Source organism: Oleiphilus sp. HI0061 (assembly GCF_001635675.1).
Genome location: NZ_LWFE01001520.1, coordinates 1 through 1,158 on the forward strand (window position 1 = coordinate 1; position 1,158 = coordinate 1,158).

Genomic DNA, 1,158 nt, shown 5'->3' on the forward strand with positions numbered 1-1,158 from the left:
GTTGATCGCTTTGCCGCTTTTCAGCTCAGACACAAGCCTGATAGGAATGGCTGTTCTGGAAGCGCTCATTGCTATGCTACTTTGGCGGTATTGGTATCTCATGAGGGCTCAGAATATCTTATTGAGATCTAAAATTTCCCGCTAACGGATATCTAAGTTTGTCTGCTTGCTGGCTAAATGATTGAAAATAAGCAAAAGCAACTCTTTCGTATAAACAGATACCGCTAAGTGATGGGCAGATCATAATTGACTTGTTTCATCTGCAGATCATTTGAATTGATTGGTTATTGGCAGGTTTCATATTACATTGCTAACCTTAGAGGATGCCTGAAGCGAAAGGATATCATGTCTTATGAAATATCAAATCATTAAGAATTTGGCTGCCAAGCTATTATTGTTTGCCATTTTTTCGTTAGGGTTCGCGAATGCACAATCTCAATCTGTGATTGCATTGACTACTCCAGAAAATGCCTTTGTTCAGGACATATCAGTCCAAGTATTGAAAAAAGCATACAACAAGATCGGTTATCAAGTAGAAATCCATAGACTTCCAAATGTTCGCTCTTTATTGTCTGCGAATATGGGTATGTTCGATGGGGAGGTATCACGTATTGGCAACCTGCATTCAAGCTACCCCAACTTAAATGCAGTACCTACCGCAATCAATATGATTAATATAATTGCTCTTGGAAAACACAGTAGCGAAAGAGTAAGCAAGATTAAAGATCTTGGGCATGACGTTGTTTGCGTAAAAGGAGTCAAGTTAGTAGAAAAGCTGGTTGAAGATAATAAAATCCAGTGCACTTTTGTTGTTAACACCAATCAAGCTCTCAGTATGGTCGCTCTGGGGAGAGTTAAATACACTTTACTGCCTGAAGCTAACGCGTTGAAGGCTCTCCTAACCGAACCGTTCGAGAACGTTAAAGTTGTCAGCCCAGTCTTATATTCAGAAAAGCTTTATCATTACTTGCATAAAAATAATCTCAATATAGTTGAACCTTTAGATAAAGTGCTTCGTAAAATGCAAAAAAATGGTGATATAGACCAAATACGCACTCGATTCTTAGAGAATATACTATAAGGAATGACTGCTTTAACTCCAAAGCTAGAACTATCAGTGTCTGAATTTCTATGACAATCAGGTCAAACTGGCATCAA

At 38.3% G+C, this 1,158-nt stretch carries 1 protein-coding gene; it reads left to right on the forward strand.

All coding sequences use genetic code 11. The features are described from left to right. The first annotated feature begins 352 nt into the window (after window positions 1-352). Entirely contained in the window at window positions 353-1,081 is a 729-nt protein-coding gene (locus A3735_RS23640; protein WP_068507565.1) for an ABC transporter substrate-binding protein, read from the forward strand. Window positions 1,082-1,158: the final 77 nt, after the last annotated feature.